Annotated in this window: 16 protein-coding genes; 6 read left to right on the top strand and 10 right to left on the bottom strand. The window is 65.2% G+C overall.

Annotated features, from left to right (window positions below):
* Positions 1-51: 51 nt before the first annotated feature.
* On the bottom strand, positions 52-1,437 hold the full coding sequence (locus tag ACPPVV_RS07670; protein WP_426702861.1) for a class II fumarate hydratase: 1,386 nt from the start codon (positions 1,435-1,437) through the stop codon (positions 52-54).
* 148 nt (positions 1,438-1,585) lie between these two features.
* Here ACPPVV_RS07670 and purB point away from each other — a divergent pair, with 148 nt between their 5' ends.
* Positions 1,586-2,953 carry an adenylosuccinate lyase gene (gene purB / locus ACPPVV_RS07665; protein WP_426702860.1) on the top strand — a complete coding sequence of 456 codons (1,368 nt, stop codon included), beginning with the start codon at positions 1,586-1,588 and terminating at the stop codon, positions 2,951-2,953.
* 75 nt (positions 2,954-3,028) lie between these two features.
* On the opposite strand, the gene gstA is transcribed toward purB, so the two are convergent.
* Positions 3,029-3,637: a glutathione transferase GstA gene (gene gstA, locus ACPPVV_RS07660; RefSeq protein WP_426702859.1), complete on the bottom strand. Its 609-nt coding sequence runs from the start codon at positions 3,635-3,637 to the stop codon at positions 3,029-3,031.
* A 172-nt stretch (positions 3,638-3,809) separates the two neighbouring features.
* Between gstA and ACPPVV_RS07655 the strand changes: the two genes are divergently transcribed.
* Positions 3,810-4,193 carry a winged helix-turn-helix transcriptional regulator gene (locus ACPPVV_RS07655; protein ID WP_426702858.1) on the top strand — a complete coding sequence of 128 codons (384 nt, stop codon included), beginning with the start codon at positions 3,810-3,812 and terminating at the stop codon, positions 4,191-4,193.
* 5 nt (positions 4,194-4,198) lie between these two features.
* Here the strand turns inward: ACPPVV_RS07655 and ACPPVV_RS07650 are convergent, their stop codons facing one another.
* The 4 genes from ACPPVV_RS07650 to cysG all read right to left on the bottom strand — a co-directional run bounded on the left by ACPPVV_RS07650 (position 4,199) and on the right by cysG (position 8,104).
* Positions 4,199-4,867 (bottom strand): CPBP family glutamic-type intramembrane protease, encoded by a 669-nt coding sequence (locus ACPPVV_RS07650; RefSeq protein WP_426702857.1) that lies wholly within the window; start codon positions 4,865-4,867, stop codon positions 4,199-4,201.
* Positions 4,868-4,871: 4 nt separating this feature from the next.
* Positions 4,872-5,477 carry a TetR family transcriptional regulator gene (locus ACPPVV_RS07645; protein WP_426702856.1) on the bottom strand — a complete coding sequence of 202 codons (606 nt, stop codon included), beginning with the start codon at positions 5,475-5,477 and terminating at the stop codon, positions 4,872-4,874.
* A gap of 123 nt (positions 5,478-5,600) precedes the next feature.
* A complete protein-coding gene (gene cysK / locus ACPPVV_RS07640) occupies positions 5,601-6,542 on the bottom strand; it encodes a cysteine synthase A (protein WP_426702855.1) in 942 nt (313 codons plus the stop codon).
* Positions 6,543-6,613: 71 nt separating this feature from the next.
* Complete coding sequence (gene cysG, locus ACPPVV_RS07635) at positions 6,614-8,104, bottom strand: siroheme synthase CysG (RefSeq protein WP_426702854.1); 1,491 nt, start codon at positions 8,102-8,104, stop codon at positions 6,614-6,616.
* A 306-nt stretch (positions 8,105-8,410) separates the two neighbouring features.
* Here cysG and ACPPVV_RS07630 point away from each other — a divergent pair, with 306 nt between their 5' ends.
* Entirely contained in the window at positions 8,411-9,406 is a 996-nt protein-coding gene (locus ACPPVV_RS07630) for a LysR substrate-binding domain-containing protein (protein WP_426702853.1), read from the top strand.
* A gap of 117 nt (positions 9,407-9,523) precedes the next feature.
* Here the strand turns inward: ACPPVV_RS07630 and ACPPVV_RS07625 are convergent, their stop codons facing one another.
* The 4 genes from ACPPVV_RS07625 to ACPPVV_RS07610 are packed head-to-tail and all read right to left on the bottom strand — an operon-like array spanning position 9,524 to position 15,580.
* The gene (locus ACPPVV_RS07625; RefSeq protein WP_426702852.1) at positions 9,524-11,278 is read right to left on the bottom strand and encodes a bifunctional sulfate adenylyltransferase/adenylylsulfate kinase; all 1,755 of its coding nucleotides are present in this window, start codon (positions 11,276-11,278) and stop codon (positions 9,524-9,526) included.
* Positions 11,279-11,332: 54 nt separating this feature from the next.
* Positions 11,333-12,055 carry a phosphoadenylyl-sulfate reductase gene (locus tag ACPPVV_RS07620; protein ID WP_426702851.1) on the bottom strand — a complete coding sequence of 241 codons (723 nt, stop codon included), beginning with the start codon at positions 12,053-12,055 and terminating at the stop codon, positions 11,333-11,335.
* The gene (gene cysI, locus ACPPVV_RS07615; protein ID WP_426702850.1) at positions 12,052-13,761 is read right to left on the bottom strand and encodes an assimilatory sulfite reductase (NADPH) hemoprotein subunit; all 1,710 of its coding nucleotides are present in this window, start codon (positions 13,759-13,761) and stop codon (positions 12,052-12,054) included. Before cysI ends, ACPPVV_RS07620 begins: the two co-directional genes overlap by 4 nt.
* Before the next feature lies 1 nt (position 13,762).
* On the bottom strand, positions 13,763-15,580 hold the full coding sequence (locus tag ACPPVV_RS07610) for an assimilatory sulfite reductase (NADPH) flavoprotein subunit (RefSeq protein ID WP_426702849.1): 1,818 nt from the start codon (positions 15,578-15,580) through the stop codon (positions 13,763-13,765).
* Between the two features lie 159 nt (positions 15,581-15,739).
* Here ACPPVV_RS07610 and ACPPVV_RS07605 point away from each other — a divergent pair, with 159 nt between their 5' ends.
* The 3 genes from ACPPVV_RS07605 to ACPPVV_RS07595 are packed head-to-tail and all read left to right on the top strand — an operon-like array spanning position 15,740 to position 18,669.
* A complete protein-coding gene (locus ACPPVV_RS07605) occupies positions 15,740-16,492 on the top strand; it encodes a sulfite exporter TauE/SafE family protein (RefSeq protein WP_426702848.1) in 753 nt (250 codons plus the stop codon).
* Between the two features lie 33 nt (positions 16,493-16,525).
* Positions 16,526-17,722, top strand: coding sequence for a JmjC domain-containing protein (locus ACPPVV_RS07600; protein WP_426702847.1), 1,197 nt, complete (start codon positions 16,526-16,528; stop codon positions 17,720-17,722).
* The gene (locus tag ACPPVV_RS07595; RefSeq protein WP_426702846.1) at positions 17,719-18,669 is read left to right on the top strand and encodes a GNAT family N-acetyltransferase; all 951 of its coding nucleotides are present in this window, start codon (positions 17,719-17,721) and stop codon (positions 18,667-18,669) included. The genes ACPPVV_RS07600 and ACPPVV_RS07595 overlap by 4 nt, the downstream gene beginning before the upstream one ends.
* The last annotated feature ends 296 nt before the right edge of the window (positions 18,670-18,965 follow it).

The raw sequence follows: 18,965 nt of genomic DNA, 5'->3' as shown, positions 1-18,965 counted from the left end.
AAGGCCGCCGATCATTCGGCGGCCTTTCGCCATGACGGGCCCGAGCTCCAGTCAACCGCCGTCGTGGATGCCGCCCTTGGTCAACGTCAGCGGATCGAGCAGCTTCTTCAATTCGTCTTTCGACAATCCGGTGGTTTCCAGCGCCACGTCCATGATCGGCCGGCGCTGCTTGTACGCCTGTTTCGCCGTGGCTGCGCCTTTCTCGTAACCGATCACCGGATTCAGCGCGGTGACCAGGATGGGGTTCATCGCCAGCGCCTGGTTTACCCGCGCCTTGTTGACCTTGAAACCGGCAATGGATTTGTCCGCCAGCAGCACGCTGACGTTGCTCAATATGCCGATCGACTGCAGCAGATTGTGCGCGATCAGTGGCAGCATCACGTTGAGCTGGAAGTTGCCGGACTGGCCGGCGATGGTGATGCTGGCATCGTTGCCGATCACCTGCGCGGCCACCATCGCGGTGGCTTCGGGAATCACCGGATTGACCTTGCCCGGCATGATCGACGAACCCGGCTGCAGCGCCGGCAATTCGATCTCGCCCAGTCCAGCCAATGGGCCGGAGTTCATCCAGCGCAGGTCGTTGGCGATCTTCATCAGCGCGACAGCCAGCGTCTTCAGCTGGCCGGACAGTTCCACCGCGGCATCTTGGGCGGCCATGCCCTCGAAATAGTTTTCCGCTGATTCGAACTTCACACCGGTCAGCTTCTTCAGCTGCAGTGCCACTGCCGGACCGAACTTCGGATCGGCATTGATGCCGGTGCCAACGGCCGTCCCGCCAAGTGGCAAGCGGCGCATGCGCTTCAGCGCGTCTTCGATGCGCTCGATCGCCGAACCGACCTGTGCCGACCAGCCGGACAGCTCCTGGCCGAAGGTGATCGGCATCGCGTCCATCAGATGCGTGCGGCCGGTCTTGGGCGTGTTCTTCAGCTCGCGGGCGCGCTTGTCAATCGCCTTTTTCAGGTGCTTCAGCGCCGGCAGCAACTGTTCGCTGGTGGTCAACGTGGCGCTGACGTGGATCGCGGTGGGGATCACGTCGTTCGAGCTTTGCCCGTAATTGACGTGGTCATTCGGGTGCACCTTCGCGCCCGCTGCCACAGCTAGATGCGCGATCACCTCGTTTGCATTCATGTTGGTGCTGGTACCCGAACCGGTCTGGAAGATGTCGATCGGGAACTGCGCGTCGTACTGGCCATCCGCCACGGCCAGCGCCGCCCTGCGGATCGCCACGGCCTGGTTCTTTTTCAGGTGACCCATCGCCAGGTTGACCTCGGCCGCCGCGGCCTTGATCAGGCCCAGCGCACGAATGAACTGGCGCGGCAGGTGCAGGCCGGAAATCGGGAAGTTGTCGATCGCACGCTGGGTCTGCGCGCCGTACAGCGCGTCGACGGGGACTTTCAGCTCGCCCATGCTGTCGTGTTCGATGCGGAACGTGGTCATGCTCGATCCTTGGAGTCGAAGAGAAAATACCCATCCACGATAGGCGCGATTCGCGTCATATCAAGGTCTCGCGCCCGCGCCAGCCGGGCCGACAGTCAGCGCGCTCGTTGTAGAATGCGCGTTTCCCTGCCCTGCCGGAAACCCGTCGATGTCCTCCCACACCCTCACCGCCTTGTCGCCGCTGGACGGCCGCTACGCCAGCAAGGTCGAAGCGCTGCGCCCCATCTTCAGCGAATTCGGCCTGATGCATCGCCGCGTGCAGGTGGAGATCGAATGGCTGCTGGCGCTGGCCGCCGAGCGCAAGATCGTCGAACTGCCGTCTTTCGACGCCGCCCAGGTTGCCACCCTGAAGGCCATCGCGGAAAACTTCAGTGAAGCCGACGGCGAGCGGATCAAGGCGATCGAGGCGACCACCAACCACGACGTGAAAGCGGTCGAGTACTTCATCAAGGAGAAGATCGGTGCGGACGCCAGCCTGGCCCAGGCGAAGGAGTTCGTGCACTTCGCCTGCACCAGCGAAGACATCAACAACCTGTCCTACGCGCTGATGCTGCGCGACGCGCGCGCGCAGGTGCTGCTGCCTCAGCTCGACGCAGTCACGACCGGACTGCGCGAGATCGCGCACACCAACGCCGCACTGCCGCTGCTCTCACGCACGCACGGCCAGACGGCCTCGCCCAGCACGCTGGGCAAGGAAATCGCCAACGTGGTGGCGCGCCTGGAGCGCCAGCGCAAGCAACTGGCGGCCGTCGAAATCTCCGGCAAGATCAATGGCGCGGTGGGCAACTACAACGCCCATGTCATCACCTACCCGGACGTGGACTGGCAGGCGTTCTCGCAGCGCTTCGTGGAAAGCCTCGGTCTCGACTACAACGCCTACACCACCCAGATCGAGCCGCACGACAATGTGGCCGAATATTGCGACGCCGTACGCCGCGCCAACATCATCCTGATCGACCTGGCCCGCGACATCTGGGGCTACATCTCGCTGGGCTACTTCAAGCAAACGCTGAAGGCCGGCGAAGTGGGTTCCTCGACCATGCCGCACAAGGTCAACCCGATCGACTTCGAAAACGCCGAAGGCAACTTCGGCCTCGCCAACGCCTTGCTTGGCCACTTCGCCGAGAAGCTGCCGATCAGCCGCTGGCAGCGCGACCTCACCGACTCCACCGTGCTGCGCGCACTCGGCACCGCGTTCGGTCACAGCCTGGTCGCACTGGAATCGCTGAAGAAAGGCCTCGGCAAACTCAACGTCAACGCCGATCGCATTGGCGCCGACCTCGACGCCAGCTGGGAAGTGCTGGCCGAAGCCGTGCAGACCGTCATGCGCCGCTACGGTCTGCCCCAACCGTACGAACAGCTCAAGGCGCTGACCCGCGGCCACGGCATCACGAAAGATTCGATGCGCGAATTCATCGGCGGCCTCGACCTGCCAACCGATGCGAAGCAGCGTCTGCTCGACCTGACGCCGGGTAGCTATATCGGCTTGGCCGAGGGACTCGCGAAGGACATCTGAGTCCCGCCTCAGGATGGGTCACAATGATAAAGAGGCCGACGCGATGTCGGCCTTTTTCATGCGGAAGGTGTCGCGTTACTTGATCAGCCCCTCGGCCTTCATCGCCGCCTGCACGGCGGGACGCGCGGCAACGCGTTGCTGAAAGTCGATGATGGCCTTGAATTCCGACAGATCCAGCTCGACGTGCTTCGCCCAGTTGGTGACGGTGAACAGGTAGGCATCGGCCGCGGTGAATTGATCGCCGAGCAGCCAGTCCTGCTTCGCCAGCACGGCATCCAGCAGGGCATATCGTTTGCGCAGGTAATCCTTGCGCTCCTGCCGCACTTCCGCGGGTGTGTCCGACTTGAACAACGGGCTGTAGGTCTTGTGCAGTTCGGAGTTGATGTAGCCCAGCATTTCCTGCAGGCGGTAGCGCGGCAGCGTGCCAGCTGGCGGGGCCAAGCCGCTTTCGGGCTTCTGGTCGGCCAGGTACTGCACGATCGCCGGGCCTTCGGTCAGCAGTTCGCCGTTGTTCAGCTCCAGCGCCGGCACGTAGCCTTTCGGATTGATCTGCCAGAAATCCTGGCCGCTTTCGGTGCGCTTGGCCTTGCCGTCGACCTTCTCGAACTGCAGGGGAATGCCGGCTTCGAGTGCCACGATGTGCGGCGAAAGCGAACAGGCGCCGGGCGAGTAGTAAAGCTTCATGTGTTTCTCCATGGGGACCAGGGACGGCCGTCGCCGGGACCAGGCGGACATGGCCCGGCCCTTCCGGCGAGGCTGCATGCTAGCGACACGTGGTTACTGCTGGATACCGTCTTGGCGATTTCTGCGCAAAAATGCGGTAACCCCGCAGTTACCACACTCACACGGAGCCACCATGGGCCTGCCCCTGCGCAAAAGTACCGTCGGCGCGCTCATGCCGTCCTGCCCCCTGACGGAAACCCTGACTCTGCTGCGCGGTGCGTGGGCCCCCAACGTGATCTGGTGCCTCAGCGCGGAGCCGCGCCGTTTCGGCGAACTGCGCCACGACATGCCACGCATCTCGGCCCGGGTCTTGAGCGCCCGACTGCGTGAACTGGAAACACGCGGGCTGGTGGCGCGTCGGCCGCTGAAAACCTCACCGCCGTCGGCCGAGTACGCGTTGACCCCGCTGGGCCGTGAGCTGCTGCCCGCCATCGACGCTTTGGCCCATGTTGGCCGCACGCTTATTCGCGAATGGGGCTCACCGGCGACAGCGGCGCGGCCGATACCGACCGGCTGATCCCGCTATCCCGGCAAAAAGGCCGCGGCGTCGACGATGAAGTGCGCCAGGATGTTGCACCAGAGGTTGCGCCGCCAGAGATAGATTCCCGTCAGCATGGCGCCGGCAAGTCCTGCAACCAGCAGGTGATGCCAACCCCAGTAGCCGAGATGTTCCAGTGTGAAAATGGCCCAGGTAAACACGCCTGCGATCGCCGGACTCCCGCTCAGCTCCTGTGTCCGCTCCAGCGCGTAGCCGCGGAACAGCACCTCCTCCGAAACGGCCGCGCGCACCACGGAAAGAAGGCGAAGCCAGAACGGCACGGCGGTGAGGGTTTGCAACTGTTGCCGTTCGTCCCAGTGCAACGCGGGGAACACCACGAGATAGATCACGCCCAACACGATGACCATGAGCACGCCGGTGGCGATCGCCAGCCATACGTCGCGCGCGCCAGGTACCTTGAAACCGATGGATGACAGTGACCGGCGTTCGACCTTCAGGACAAACCCAAGCACCACGGCGACCAGCCCCCAGTACACGAGCTCGTTGGCGGCCATATGCGAGGTGTCGGCCAATGCGTGGTCCCATTGTCCGAACGGCAGGGCGATGCAGCCAAGCGCCAGCAACAGCCCCACCCCGGTCAGCAACCAGGGTTTACTGCGCTCCATCATCGCCGGTGCGGCGTTTGTCGACATGCGCTCATCCCCGTTTGCGGTTGGGCGTCTTCGCCGCCCGTTTGCCTTCGACAGGCGCGACGCGGCGTGCGTCGTCCACCAGTCGAATGAATTGATCGACGGCGCCGGTGGTCCGCCTCCTGTCGCCGGTGCTCATCAGCTCCAGGAACAGGCCATCGAACACCGCGCCGATCAAGGTGACCATCGCTGGCGTTCGCTCGGACTCGGGCAGCGTGATGCCGATCAGCTCGGACCAATTCGCCGCATTGCGCTGCAGGTAAGGTCCATAGGCGACCGGATTCCGGGCAGCGAGTATCTGCAACTCGTAGAGCAGCTTCAGGTAGGGATAGTGCTCGGTGGCAATGGCCCAGTTCCAGAAGAGCCTCAACGGCCGTTCCGAGGAAGCGGTCTTTCGCGCATGCACCAGGCTGCCAAAGGACTGGCGCAGGCGGGTCTGCATGCTGTCGAGCACCTCGCTGAGCAGGCCCACTTTCGATTCGAAGTGGTAGATCAGCAGGCGCGCGCTGGTTCCCAGTTCCTCGGCAAGCGGCCTCAGCGAAAGATCCGAGAGCCCATGTTCCAGAAGGTATTCGACGATGGCTTCGGTGAGCGCCGCTTTTCGATTTTCCATGTAACAAACGTTACATGTAACGATCGTTACATGTCAATTATCGGCAGGGGCCGCAGATCGGACGCCACGCCCCTGCCAGATCCATGCCCTGCCCCGGAGAGTGGGGAACAGGGACGGAGACGACTACTCCAGCTCGTCCGAACCTTCGTTGACGCCTTCGAACAGGAACGTCGACAGGTAACGTTCGCCGGTGTCCGGCAGCATCGCCAGCAACACCGATCCTTCAGGTGCTTCCTTGGCCGCCAGCAACGCAGCGGCCAGGGTGGCGCCGGAGGAGATGCCGGCGAAAATGCCCTCCTGTCGCGCCAGCGCGAGCGAGGTATCGCGGGCCACCACGTCATCGACCAGCACGATCCGGTCGACCACCTTGGGGTTCAGCACGGCCGGCACGAAGTCCGGGGTCCAGCCCTGGATCTTGTGCGGCGCCCATTCCTTGCCGGAAAGCAGTGCCGCGCCCTGGGGTTCGGTGGCGATCACTTTCACGTCGGGCCGAGCCACTTTCAAGACCTCGCCCACGCCGGTGAGGGTGCCGCCGGTGCCCCAGCCGCTGACGAAATAGTCGAGGCGGCGGCCGGCGAAGTCGCGCAGGATTTCCGGGGCCGTGGTCTGTCGGTGATACGCCGGGTTGGCGGGGTTCTCGAACTGATTGGTGAAAAACCAGCCATGCTTCTGCGCCAGCTCCACGGCTTTCGCCACCATGCCGGTACCGCGCGCTGCGCCCGGCGTCAGCACCACCTTGCCACCATAGGCGCGAATCAGCTTGCGGCGCTCGATCGAAAACGTATCGGACATCACCGCCACGAACGGATAACCACGCGCCGCGCAGACCGCGGCCAGTGCCACACCCGTATTGCCCGAAGTGGCCTCGACCACGGTCTGGCCAGGCTTCAGCGCGCCACGCTGCTCGGCATCGAGGATGATCGCCAGCGCGAGGCGGTCCTTCACCGAGCCGGCGGGGTTGAATGCCTCCACCTTCACGTAAACCTCGACGTGTTTCGGCGCGAGGCGATGCAACCGGATGATCGGCGTGTTGCCGATGGTGTCGAGAATGCTGTCGTGGATCATGGGTCGCTCCTGCAAGTCGGAAAGGAAATCCGGTCGGCGGATCATGCACCCCGCCCGGGTAAATATTTGTGTCAGGCGCGATGGATCGCCGCCAGCACCCCATCATCATTTGCGGACGTTGAGACGACCGTGCGCCGTGCCGGTGTGATGGCCCCGATGTCACGCATCGTTGCACCCAGCGGCGGCTGACCGAACCACGCCAGGGAGGTCGCCAGCGAAGCCACTTCGCCCAGGATCAGCAAGGCGGGCGAACGTACCGCGTGGACCGCTGCACGCTCGGGCAGGTTTGCCAGGGTGCCGGTGATCACCCGCTGCTCCGGGCGCGAGCCGTTCTCGATCAACGCGAAGGGCGTCGACGGCGCCCGGCCGTGCGCGATCAGCTGCGCCTGCAGCCCGGTCAGTTCGGCCACGCCCATATACACCGCCAGGGTTTGCCGCTCCTGTGCCAGTGCCGCCCAGTCCAGGCTGTCGCGCGAGGACTGGCAGTGCGCCGTGACGAAACGCACCGATTGCGCGTGATCGCGATGGGTCAGCGGCACCCCGGCATACGCGGCGCATGCGAGCGCGGCGGTGATACCCGGTACCACCTCGTAGGGAATATGGTGATCACGCAGGAACTCCAACTCCTCGCCGCCGCGGCCGAACACGAACGGATCACCGCCCTTCAGGCGGACCACCCGCCGTCCGGCCCGTGCGTGCTGCAACAGCAGCGCATGGATACCGTCCTGCGTGGTGTGATGATTGCCCGCTTGCTTGCCTACCTCGATCCGTTCGGCATCGCGCCGCGCGAGTTCCAGCACCTCGGCGCTGACCAGCCGGTCATGCAGGATCACATCCGCCTCGTTCAGCGCGCGCAGTGCACGCAAGGTCAGCAGGCCGGGATCACCGGGACCGGCACCGACCAGCACCACCGAACCCGCCAGCGCCACCGACGGCTCGGCAAGCGCCTGTTCCGCGGCCAGCCGTGCCGCCTCCGGCTGACCCTGGCGCAGCAAGGCGGCTACGCGCCCCGCGAACAGGCTTTCATAAAAGCGCCGCCGCGCGGCCATGTCCGGATATCGCACGCGGATACGTTTGCGCAGGCGCGCGGCCAAGGCGGTCAATCCGCCCAGCGAATGATCCAGCAGCGTCTCCAGCCGTTCGCGCAGCAAACGCGCCAGCATCGGCGCCTCGCCGCCGCTGGAGATCGCGATGGTCAACGGCGCCCGGTCGATCACGGCGGGCACATGGAAACTCGATAGCGTGGCATCGTCGACCACGTTGACGAAGATGCGACGCAGTTCGGCAAACGTGGCGATCAACCGGTTCAGCTCGGTATCCGACGTGGCGGCCACGACCAGCCAGACCCGATCCAGCCAGCTTTCCTGGAAGGCATCGCCACGGTGGGCAACTCGCCCCGAGGCAACCCATTGACGCAGCTGCGGTGTCAGCGTGGGCGCGTTAACCGTGACTTGCGCCTGCGCGCCAAGCAGGGCGGCAACCTTGCGTTCGGCCACCGGACCGCCACCGACCACGAGCACCGCGCGTCGGGACAGATCGGCGAACAATGGATATAGCTTCATGCGAACGGGCCCAGCCCTGATGGCGAAGAAACCACGCTACGCAGCGGCGGCCACGGCGGCAAATGATTTGCGTCACCGTGCATATGCCGTCCCGTTATGACGACCTGACGCTTGACCAATCAGACAAATAGCCGTATAGACGTCTGATCATGAAAGCACATGTCGACCACAAGACACCACTTCACGGCACCAAGACAGCTGCCCGCGCCCACGTGCCATGCATGGCGCCGGCCCGCGGCATGCGATGTACCCGTGTTCCGTTCGCACCTCAATCCATCGACACCGACCGTTCACGAGCCCATCGCCATGACGCTGACCCAGTTACGCTATCTCGTTGCCATCGCCGACTCCGGCCTCAACATCACGCTCGCCGCCACGCGGGTCCACGCCACCCAGCCCGGCCTGAGCAAGCAGCTGCGACAGCTTGAGGACGAGCTGGGTTTCCAGCTGTTCGTGCGCAAGGGCAAAAGCCTCGATGCGGTGACCCACGCAGGCCGGCACGTGCTGGAACGCGCGCGTACTGTCCTCGCCGAGGTGGCCAATATCCGCTCGGTCGCCGCCAACCTGCGCAACGATGCGCGCGGCGAGCTGCGCATCGCCACCACGCATACCCAGGCGCGCTTCGCCCTGCCCGCCGCTATCGGCGCGCTGAACCAAAGCTATCCGCAAGTGAGCGTGCACCTGCAGCCAGGGCGCGATGGCGAGGTGCTGGCACAACTGGAGGCCGGGCGGGTCGACTTGGCCGTGATCAGCAGCACCGGGGCGCCACCCACTGCTGGCATCGCGTTGCCTGCCTACCGCTGGCATCGGGTCATCGTGACACCGCAGGGGCATCCGCTGGCGGCGAGCACCCAGCCACCCTCGCTCAACGAACTGGCCAAGCTGCCGCTGATCAGCTACGAGTCATCGCTCAAGGCCGACTCGTCGCTGCGCCGCGTGTTCGAGGCAGCCGACCTGCGCCCGCATATCGCGATGACTGCGGGTGACGCCGACCTGATCAAGACTTACGTACGTGCCGGGCTTGGCGTCGGCGTGCTGGCCGAGATGGCGATGCTGGACGAGGACACCGATCTGCGCGCACTGCCGGCCGACCACCTGTTCCCGCTGTGCACGACCTGGATCGTGTTGCGCCGGGAAAGCGTGCTGCGCGAGTACGTGCTGGAGTTCATCGCGCAATTCGCACCGCATCTGAACCGCCGCGACGTCGTGCGGGCACTCGCCGTCGATGCGGCGCCAACTGATTGGCCAGCGGTTCCACACTGGCGAGAGCGCCTGTCCGCCGCCCTGTCGGACGCGGCATGAGTCGATCTGTTCCAGACTTCATGCGATAGCCCCGGAACATGCACGAACGCACCCTGTACGCGAGCCCTTCATGCTTCCATCGAAGAGCAACGCGCACAGGGTGCGCCCCACGATGCCTCAACCGTCGATCAGCCCCTTGTTCCGCAGCAGCGCCAGTACCTGACGGGCCAGAACCGCCGGCTCTGCCGCGCCGCCGTCGATGCGCAACTCGGGTTGTTCCGGCACTTCGTACGGATCACTGATGCCAGTGAACTGGGTGATCTTGCCTGCGCGTGCCTGCGCGTACAGACCCTTGCGATCGCGCGCTTCGCACACTTCCAGTGCGGTGGCGACATGGATCTCGATGAAGTCACCGTGCGTTTCGACCAGGGCTCGCGACTCGTCCCGGGCGTCGGCGTACGGCGCGATCGGCGCGCATACCGCGATGCCCCCGTGGCGCACGATTTCACTGGCCACGTAGCCGATGCGCGTGACGTTGGCCGCACGGTCCTCGCGGGAAAAGCCCAGCCCGCGCGAGAGGTGCTTGCGTACCTCGTCGCCGTCGAGCACGGTGACCGGACGGCTGGTGTGTTCCAGCAGCTGTGCGATCACGGCCTGCGCGATGGTCGACTTGCCGGCACCGGAAAGGCCGGTGAAGAACAGCGCGAAGCCGCGCGGCGCATGAACCGGGTGACGCTCGCGCAGGATCTTCACCACGTCGGGGAAGCTGAACCATGCCGGGATCTCGCTGCCTTCATGCAGGTGCCGGCGCAGTTCGGTGCCCGAGATGTCGCGCACTTCGTCCGCCGCAGTCACTTCGGTCGAGGGCAGATAGGCATCGCGATTCGCCGCGTAAACCATCGCTGGAAAAGGCACGATCTGGATACCCAGCTCGGACTGGTGCTGTTCAAGCAACTGCTGCGCCTCAAACGGACCGTAGAATGGCTGGCCACTCGAATCCTTGCCCGGGCCGGCGTGATCGCGCCCCACGATGAAATGGCTCGCGCCATAATTCTTGCGGATGATCGCGTGCCACAGCGCCTCGCGCGGGCCACCCATGCGCATCGCCAACGGCAGCAGCGACAACTTCACGCTATCGGTCGGGTACTGCGGCAGCAGCGCGCGATAGCAACGCACGCGGGTGTAGTGGTCGACATCGCCAGGCTTGGTGCGGCCCACCGAAGGCTGGATCAGCAATTTGGCACCCACCTGCTGCGCTGCACGCAGGGTCAGCTCGCGGTGGGCGCGATGCATCGGATTGCGCGTCTGGAACGCCACGATGCGGCTCCAGCCATGGGCCGAAAACCACTCGCGCAGATCGCGCGGGGTGTCGCGCAGTTCGCCGAAATCGTAGTGCGCGGGACGCTGGATGCCACGCACGCGGCCACCCAGCGCCACCGGCCGGGTGCGATCGAGCAACTCGGCTACGCCCGGGTGCAGGCGATCGGTGGTGCCGAAAACGCGCTTCGCCTCGTGCAGACGATCGGGCCAATAGACATCGTGTACTTCCAGCACCGCCAGTGGCACGCCCTGACTGTCGCGCAGTGCCACCTCGCTGCCGGTGGAAAGCTCAGCGGCGAATTCCTCGCTGACATCCAGGGTGATCGGAATCGGCCACAACGTGCCGTCGGCCAGGCGCAATTCCTCGACCACGCGGTCGTAGTCGCGACGACCGAGGAAGCCTTCCAGCGGCGAGAACGCGCCGTTGAGCAGCAGTTCCAGATCGCACAACTGGCGTGTGTTGAGATCCACGCCAGGCAACTGCGCACTGCGCTGTTTCAAGGCTTCGGCCTCGGCAGGCGGCAGGTAGAGATCCTTCAGCACCCCGCCGTGTGGGGCGATCAAGGTGTCGTCGGAGAGGTCGGCGGTCGGGGCAATTGCAATGTGACTCATGTCTAAGGCGTTCCGGTCGGGGTGAAAGGCCATCGCCACGCGATGGCCAAAGGCTCACGCGATGCTGTGCAATCCACATTCGCGCTTGAGGCCGAAGAAGCGGGTGTCCTCGGCATCCATGCCCGGCTCCCAGCGATGGGTGGTGTGGGTGTCTCCGATCGACACATAGCCGTGCTGCCAAAGCGGGTGATACGGCAGACCGTGACGCGCGAGGTACTGGCCGATATCGCGATCGTTCCAGTCCGCCAGCGGATGGAATTTCCAGCGGCCGTGACGATGCTCGGCAAAGTCGATGGTGGCGCGGCTGCGCGCCTGTCCGCGGCGCAGGCCGGCGAACCAGCTGGACGCCTTCAGCTCGGTCAGCGCACGCTGCATCGGCTCGACCTTGCGCAACTGGTTGTAGCGATCAAGGCCGGCCACGCCCTGCTCCCATAGCCGCCCATGGCGTGCCTCCATCCAGGCAGGACTGAGCGGCGCGCGGTAAACCTTGAGGTTCAGCGCCAGCTGTTCGGTCAGTTCGTCCACGAAACGATACGTCTCGGGAAACAGGTAGCCGGTATCGATGAGCACCACCGGCAACGACGGTTGCTGCCGCGTCAGCAGATGCAGCGACACCGCCGCCTGCGCACCGAAGCTGGACGAGAGCACGTGCTCGCCGTCGATGTGTTCCAGCGCCCAGGCCACACGCTGTTCGGCCGAGAGTCGGCCCAGCGAGGCGTTCAGCTCGACCAGGGCCCGCGGCTCGTGCGATGCGTGTTCGAGCAACACGGCACTCATGCCACCACCTCGAGCGGAATACGCCGCACCGGCGCAGGCGTGAGGATGCCTGCGCGCAGCAGGAAATCGCCGAAGCCTTCGTTGTTCGTACGCCCCGCGGCATAACGCGCGAACAGCGGATCGAGCGTGTCGAGGATCGCCACTTCGTCGATGTTCTCGCGATACACCTGGTTCAATCGCTGGCCACTGAAGTCGGCCCCGAGACGCAAGTCGTAGCGCCCTGGCCCGCGCCCGACCATCGCAATCTCGCCCAGATACGGCCGCGAGCAGCCGTTGGGGCAGCCGGACAGGCGCAACAGGATCGGTGCGTCGGCCAGGCCGTGCCGGTCCAGCAGCGCCTCCAGCTTCGGCAGCAGGGCCGGCAGATAACGCTCGCTCTCCGCCATCGCCAGACCGCAGGTGGGAAGCGCCACGCAGGCGATCGCATGTCGGCGGATAGCGCTTTGCGTCGCATAACCATCCAGGCCGTATTCATGCACCAGCGCATCGATGCGCGCTCGCGCGGAGGTGGCGACGTTGGCCACGATCACGTTCTGGTTGCAAGTCAGGCGGAAGTCGCCGGTGTGCACCTTGGCCAGTTCGCGCAGGCCGCTGAGCCAGCGCCGTTCGCCTGTGTCGACCAGTCGGCCCGATTCGATATGCAGGGTGAGGTGCCAGCGGCCGTCATGGCCTTCGACCCAGCCGTAGCGATCACCGTTGTGCGCGAAGTGATAATCGCGCGGTGCCGCCAGCGAATGCCCGAGTCGCAATTCCACTTCGGCCTTGAAGGCATCCACACCGCGCCGGTCGAGCGTGTATTTCAGGCGTGCATGTTTGCGTTCGTGGCGATCGCCCCAGTCGCGCTGCACGCCGATCACTGCCTCGGCCACGCTGAACAACTGCTCCGGCGTGGCAAAGCCGATCACGTTGGCCAGCCGCGGATAGGTGCTGGCATCGCCCTGGCTGGCGCCCATGCCGCCACCGATCGCAATGTTGAAACCGCGCAGCGTATTCTGCTCGACGATGGCGATCAGGCCAAGATCCTGGGCGAACACATCGATGTCATTCAGCGGCGGGATCGCCAGGCCGATCTTGAACTTGCGCGGCAGGTAGGTAGCGCCGTACAGCGGCTCCTGTTCGTCGACAGCAGGCGTTGGCTCGCCAGCCAGTTGTTCGCCGTCCAGCCAGATCTCGTGGTACGCCCGCGTTCTGGGTGCCAGCTCGGCGGACAGCCGCGTCGCCCAGGCATACGCCTCGGCATGGGCGGACGATTCGATCGGATTGGCCGTGCTCACCACATTGCGCACGACGTCGCCGCAGGCGGCAATGGTGCTGGCCAGCGCATCGTGGATTGTCGCAATGGTGGGTTTGAGCTGGCGCTTGATGATGCCGTGCCACTGGAAAGTCTGCCGCGTGGTGATGCGCAGCGATCCGCTGGCGTACTCGCGCGCGATGCGGTCGAACACCAGCCATTGCGCCGGGGTCACCACGCCGCTGGGCAAACGCGCGCGCAGCATGAAGGCATAGGCCGGTTCCAGTTTCTGCCTGCGGCGCTCCTCGCGCAGGTCGCGATCGTCCTGCTGGTAGCTGCCGTGGAACTTCAACAGCTTGTCGTCGTCTTCGCTGATCGCGCCGGTAACCGGGTCGGCCAGCCCTTCAACAATGGTGCCGCGCAGATGGCGGCTGGTGGCCTTGACGTGTTCGAGGTGCGAAAGTTTGCTGGTCATGTCAGTACACGTCGCGGGCGTAGCGGCCCTGTTGCAGGAGTTCGCCGAGCCAGGCCTTCGCCTCGTCGGCAGAGCGGTCGCCGTGGGTGGCGATCACGTCGATCAGCGCGACGTGGACGTCGCGGGCCATATGGGTGGAATCGCCGCACACGTAGACATGTGCGCCGCCTTTCAGCCACGCGTAGAGTTCGGCACCGTGCTCGCGCAGACGATCCTGCACATAGGTTTTAAGGGCCGTATCCCTGGAGAACGCCAGGTCGATCCGGTGCAGCGCACCGTCCTTCAATGCCTGCTGCCACTCCACTTGATAGAGGAAGTCACTGCCGAAATGACGGTTGCCGAAGAACAGCCAGTTGCGGCCACTGGCGCCGCTTTCGCGACGCTCCTGCACGAAGGCGCGGAACGGTGCCACGCCGGTGCCCGGACCGATCATGATGATGTCGCGCGAACCATCGGCTGGCAGGCGGAACCGCTCGTTCGACTCGATGAACACCGGCAGTTTGCCGTCCTCGTCGGTCGCGGCCAGCAAAGACGAAGCAGCGCCCCAATGCGCACTGCCGTGTGCCTGGTAATCGACGATGGCCACGGTCAGGTGCACTTCCTCGCCTACCGCCTTCGAGCTGGAAGCGATCGAATACAACCGCGGCGACAGCGGGCGCAACGCGGCTACCAGCTCCTCCGGCTGCCACGTCGCCGGGTGGCGGTGCAGCAGATCAATCGGCTGATCATCGGCCAGTAGGGCAGCGAACTCCGCGGACTGCTCCGGCTGCAGCGTACGCTGCAATGCTTCGTCGCCGCTGGCAGCGGCCAGGGCCGCGATGAATGGACGATTCAGCCGAGTGATCTCACGCTCGCGGGTCAACCATCGGCGCAGCGGCAAAGACCGGCCCTGGTGGGTGACTTCCCGCGTGCCATCGAGCTGCAATGCCGCGAGCCATTGATCGACCAGCGCAGACGGATTGCACGGCCACACGCCCAACGCGTCACCTGGCTCGTAACGCAGGCCGGAGCCCTCCAGCGACAGTTCGATGTGGCGCACGTCGCGCTCGCTGTCGCGCGCAACGATGCGCTGGTTGGCCAGCACGGAGGCGGCAAATGGCTGTTCGCGCGAATGGCTGTTGCGACTGGGTACCGCGTGTAGCGGAACCACCCGCGCCGGTGACCCGGCCTGCTTCAGGAGTTCTCCGACCTGATCGAACGCGCGCTCCGACCATGGCTCGGCTACCAACTCGACCTCCACGTCCGCCTCGCCCAACTCGGCGAAGCGAGAGCCGCCAAGCTCGGCAAGACGTGCGTCAAGCTGACGACCGATCTCGCAGAATTGCGGATAACTTGAATCACCCAGCCCCAGCACCGCAAAACGCAAGGCTGGCAGTTTCGGCGCGCGCTTGCCGACGATGAACTCGAACAAGCCCCGCGCGTCGTCCGGCGGTTCGCCATCGCCCTGGGTGCTGATAACCACCAGCAAATGACGCTCCTGCACAAGCTCGCGTTGCGGATAGGCGTCGGCGCGCAGCAGTCGCACCGGCAGGCCGGCCGCCTCGCTGCGTCGCGCCAGCTTCTCGGCGATGCGCTTCGCGTTGCCGGTCTGGCTGCCATAGAGGATGGTCAACCGTTCGGCAGACCTGACCGGGACAGCAACAGCCGAGGCCACGCCACCCAGTGCCTGCACGGCCTGCGCCGCACTCCAGGCCGCCACCCAATACAGCTGGGCTGCGGTCAGGCCTTCCAGGCCACGAGTCAGCTGGGCAAGCTTTTCCGCATCCAGACCGGTCGCGGGAAGGCTCGGTACGACGACAGAATTCACGATCACTCCCATTGGACGTCCATACGTCTTGACGTCCAAACTATTTTCTAACCTTTGGCAGGGGAAAGGATGTGTCGACATGTACTTATGCCGACGCCTTATTTCCGCGGGTGAATCCTGCTACCGATACTCGGCGTCCCTCCCCACACCGCGCACGGACGTCGCCCGCTGATGCCGCCGCTTTCCGAGTTCCTCACCTTCGCCGCCGTGGGAGCGTTTGCTCAACTGGTCGATGGCGCACTGGGCATGGCCTACGGTGTCGCCTCGGCAGCGATGCTCTTGGGGCTTGGCCTGCCACCGGCTGTAGCCAGCGCCAGCGTGCACTACGCCGAGACATTCACTTGTGGCGCCTCCGGCCTCAGCCACTTGGCCGCGGGCAATGTGCGCCGCCGGCTGTTCTGGACCTTGGCGATCCCCGGCATGGTCGGTGCGACGATCGGCGCCTACGTAGTCAGCCATGTCCCCGCGACCTGGATGCGGCTGGCACTAACTCCCTATCTGCTGGGCATGGGCCTGTTTCTGCTGCGACGTGGAACGCGCAACGACCACGCGGATGAGGGCACCGTGCCGCGCGCCGCCCGTCCGCTCGGACTGATCGCCGGCTTCGCCGACGCGGTGGCCGGCGGCGGCTGGAGCGCGCTGACCGTCACCACTCTGGTCGCGCGCGGTGCCGCGCCGCGCACGGTGATCGGCACCGTGCACCTGGCAAAATGCCTGGTCAGCGCCGCCGCCAGCGTCAGCTTTCTGCTGCACGTCGGCGCCACCCATGGCACGGCAGTAATCGGCCTGATTGCTGGCGGCGTGGCCGCCGCTCCCTTTGGCGCCCTGTTCGCCCGGCGCATGCCGGCGCGGGCAGCCACATTGCTGGCGGCCGTCGCCGTACTGGGCCTGGGCCTCAACAACGTAGTAAAAGCGTTGCACTGATATCGATCCGCCTGGCGCCGCTACAATGCGCCGATGACCAAGCCAACCTCCTTTCCGATCGAAGTCCGCGGCTCCGCCAGGCAGCCATTGGGCATGTCACCTGCCCGCTTCCTGCGCGATTTCTGGCAGAAGCGCCCCTTGCTGATCCGCAACGCCCTCCCCGATTTTCAGCCACCGCTGCAACCGGATGACCTGGCCGGGCTGGCGTGCGAGGAAGGCGCACTGGCCCGGTTGATCGTGCATGACGGGAAACGCGACCGCTGGCACGTCAATCCCGGTCCGTTGAGTGAAGCCGACTTTGCCGTGACGCCCGACAGCAACTGGACCTTGCTGGTGCAGGATGTCGACAAATGGGATGCCGATGTCGCCGCGCTACTGGCCCATTTCGACTTCCTGCCAAGCTGGCGCATGGACGACGTGATGGTCTCCTACGCCGAGCCGGGTGGCGGGGTCGGCGCGCACGTGGATCAATACGACGTATTCCTGCTGCAGGGACTCGGCCAGCGCCACTGGGCGATCAGCGACGACCCGATGGCACCGAAGGCGTTTCGTCACGACGCCGAGCTCAAACAGCTGGCCCACTTCGAACCGACTCACGAATGGCTGCTCGACCCGGGCGACATGCTTTATCTGCCCCCCGGCGTTGCGCACGACGGCACGGCATTCGGCGGCCCGTGCATGACGTTTTCGATCGGCATGCGTGCACCATCGCAGGCTGAGCTGACCGGCGACCTGGCCGACTACATCGCCGAACAATTGCCGGAGGAACTGCGTTACGCCGATCCCGACCTGAAGCCCGCCCGGGCGACCGGCGAGATCGACCGCGCCGCGTTCGACCGCCTGAAGCAGGCCTTGCCGTTTGCCGCCGCGCTGCGCGAGGACCTGCTGCACGACTGGTTCGGCCGCTTCATCACCCGCTACCGCAACGCCCAGATGCCGGTGCCGCTGGAGAAGCCATTGGCGGACGCCGCCCTGGCAAAACAGCTCGACGCGGGTGCGCAACTGCTGCGCCATCCGTGGTCGCGGCTGGCATGGAGCCGTGGAAAATCCGGCTGCACGCTCTACGTCAGTGGCCAAGCCTATCCTTCCACACCCGCACTGGCGCAGCAGTTGTGCGAGCAACGCGAGTTCATCGCCGGCAGCAAGCTGAATGCATCGGCGCGCGCCCTGCTGCTGGCCCTGATCAATGACGGCCACCTGATCCCGCGCAAGTCCCGCCGCCGTCGATGAAGCTGCAGAACTTCCATGTGGAGACGGCCGACTGGTCACGCGAAGACCAGCGCGCCGCCTTGCTCGATCTGCGCGATACCGTGTTCATCCAGGAACAGGGCGTACCCGAACAACGCGAGCGCGACGGGCTCGATGTCGATTGCCGGCACGTGCTGGCCCGCGACGACACCGGCCAGCCGATCGGCTGCGGGCGGCTCACGCCAAACCACAAGATCGGCCGCATGGCAGTGCTGCAGGAGTGGCGCGGACAAGGCGTCGGCGTGGCACTGCTGCGTGAGCTGGTCGCGCTTGCCCGCGCATTGGGCTGGCCGGGAGTGGCACTGGATGCCCAGGTCAGCGCGATCGGCTTCTACGAACGTGAGGGCTTCCTTGCGCATGGCGAGGAGTTTGAAGACGCGGGGCTGGCGCACCGGGCCATGCACCTGAGCCTGTCCGGCCCCGCCGATGACGAGCCGGCGGCGCGCGATACCGGTCCACTACCGGCGAGTTCGCAGCGCGAAACCGCCGCCGCCCGCTTGCAGCTTCTGGTCCAGACGCGGCACCGGCTGGCCATCTACATGCCACTGCTGGGCAACGAAAGCTACGCCAGCGCAGAAGAGCTGGCCGAACTCCGGCGCATCGCGATTTCCAGCCGCGGCGCGCAGGTCCGCATCCTGCTGCATGACCCAGCCGCAGCCCTGCGCAACGACCATCGGCTGATCGCACTGGCGCAGCGCCTGTCCAGCACCATACAGATTCGCACGCCGGTAGAAGAAGCGGACCTCGCCTACATTTCGGCCTATCTGCTCAACGACAACGGTGGCTATCTGTTCCTGCCCGAAGCGGACCGTCAGCACGGTCGCGCCGCCCTCCACGACCGGGCAAGCCAGGCGCCATTGCTGCAGCACTTCGATAATGTGTGGGAGCGTGCGGAATACGCCGGCATCCTGCAGACGCTGAACATTTGACCGGCGAGCGAGAACGGGCTGAACACCAGCTGGCCCGGCGATTTTTCAGCTTGGCCACCGCCGACGTCGACGAAGCGCGTGAAACCGCTGCCCGCGACCGAGATTCCGTTAGACGATCGTCGCAAATGCACGCCGGCACCCCCTTTCGAACGTCTTGTGGGTTGCCGCGTTGCAGCAGCCAAAGGCTATAATTGTCGGGATTCTCCCCAGTCATCCGTTCGAGCGGCCTGTCGGGCTTGAAAACCGACGAAAGGCCGCGACCTCAAGGTCACACGGATGGTTGCAAGCATCCCTTC

Origin of the sequence: Rhodanobacter sp. Col0626, assembly GCF_049994385.1 — a bacterium.
In the GTDB taxonomy this organism is placed as follows: Bacteria; Pseudomonadota; Gammaproteobacteria; order Xanthomonadales; family Rhodanobacteraceae; genus Rhodanobacter.
This window is presented reverse-complemented; position numbering and strand designations above follow the sequence as displayed.

Bases quoted from the DNA above. Each gene is read 5' to 3' on its own strand.
- ACPPVV_RS07670 (WP_426702861.1), bottom strand. From the start codon at position 1,437: ATGACCACGTTCCGCATCGAACACGACAGCATGGGCGAGCTGAAAGTC.
- ACPPVV_RS07650 (WP_426702857.1), bottom strand. From the start codon at position 4,867: ATGTCGACAAACGCCGCACCGGCGATGATGGAGCGCAGTAAACCCTGG.
- ACPPVV_RS07595 (WP_426702846.1), top strand. From the start codon at position 17,719: ATGAAGCTGCAGAACTTCCATGTGGAGACGGCCGACTGGTCACGCGAA.
- purB (WP_426702860.1), top strand. From the start codon at position 1,586: ATGTCCTCCCACACCCTCACCGCCTTGTCGCCGCTGGACGGCCGCTAC.
- cysI (WP_426702850.1), bottom strand. From the start codon at position 13,761: ATGACCAGCAAACTTTCGCACCTCGAACACGTCAAGGCCACCAGCCGC.
- ACPPVV_RS07630 (WP_426702853.1), top strand. From the start codon at position 8,411: ATGACGCTGACCCAGTTACGCTATCTCGTTGCCATCGCCGACTCCGGC.
- gstA (WP_426702859.1), bottom strand. From the start codon at position 3,637: ATGAAGCTTTACTACTCGCCCGGCGCCTGTTCGCTTTCGCCGCACATC.
- ACPPVV_RS07610 (WP_426702849.1), bottom strand. From the start codon at position 15,580: ATGGGAGTGATCGTGAATTCTGTCGTCGTACCGAGCCTTCCCGCGACC.
- ACPPVV_RS07655 (WP_426702858.1), top strand. From the start codon at position 3,810: ATGGGCCTGCCCCTGCGCAAAAGTACCGTCGGCGCGCTCATGCCGTCC.
- ACPPVV_RS07620 (WP_426702851.1), bottom strand. From the start codon at position 12,055: ATGAGTGCCGTGTTGCTCGAACACGCATCGCACGAGCCGCGGGCCCTG.
- cysG (WP_426702854.1), bottom strand. From the start codon at position 8,104: ATGAAGCTATATCCATTGTTCGCCGATCTGTCCCGACGCGCGGTGCTC.
- ACPPVV_RS07600 (WP_426702847.1), top strand. From the start codon at position 16,526: ATGACCAAGCCAACCTCCTTTCCGATCGAAGTCCGCGGCTCCGCCAGG.
- ACPPVV_RS07625 (WP_426702852.1), bottom strand. From the start codon at position 11,278: ATGAGTCACATTGCAATTGCCCCGACCGCCGACCTCTCCGACGACACC.
- ACPPVV_RS07645 (WP_426702856.1), bottom strand. From the start codon at position 5,477: ATGGAAAATCGAAAAGCGGCGCTCACCGAAGCCATCGTCGAATACCTT.
- ACPPVV_RS07605 (WP_426702848.1), top strand. From the start codon at position 15,740: ATGCCGCCGCTTTCCGAGTTCCTCACCTTCGCCGCCGTGGGAGCGTTT.
- cysK (WP_426702855.1), bottom strand. From the start codon at position 6,542: ATGATCCACGACAGCATTCTCGACACCATCGGCAACACGCCGATCATC.